We start from the raw sequence: 266 nt of genomic DNA, 5'->3' as shown, positions 1-266 counted from the left end.
GTGCTGGCGGATTTGTTCAGCCTGATTCCCGGCGTGACGCGCATTGACGCGGTCACCGTTGGCTCTCGCGCGGATGACATGAACACGTTGATTAGCCTGCTGAGCGCCTTCACCTATCTGGCGACCACGCAGTCGTAATGTAAAATGTGCGATAAATCGCGCCGCTCCCAATATGTGCACATACCGTAGCGGCCCAATTTATTGCGCGATGTGGAAAATAGCGTCATCAGGTCGGTCCGCATTTCCTGCTGAATTTTGCTAACCTG

Annotated in this window: 1 pseudogene; it reads left to right on the top strand. The window is 54.1% G+C overall.

Features of this window, described 5'->3' with window-relative positions:
* Positions 1-138 (top strand): annotated as a pseudogene (locus KVT28_RS27935) (M55 family metallopeptidase); the annotation flags it as partial.
* Between the last annotated feature and the right edge of the window lie 128 nt (positions 139-266).

The organism is Pantoea sp. GbtcB22, assembly GCF_019091025.1.
Taxonomy (GTDB): domain Bacteria; phylum Pseudomonadota; class Gammaproteobacteria; order Enterobacterales; family Enterobacteriaceae; genus Pantoea; species Pantoea leporis.
The sequence above is the reverse complement of the archived record's forward strand: the minus strand, read 5'-3'. Positions and strand labels throughout refer to the sequence as shown.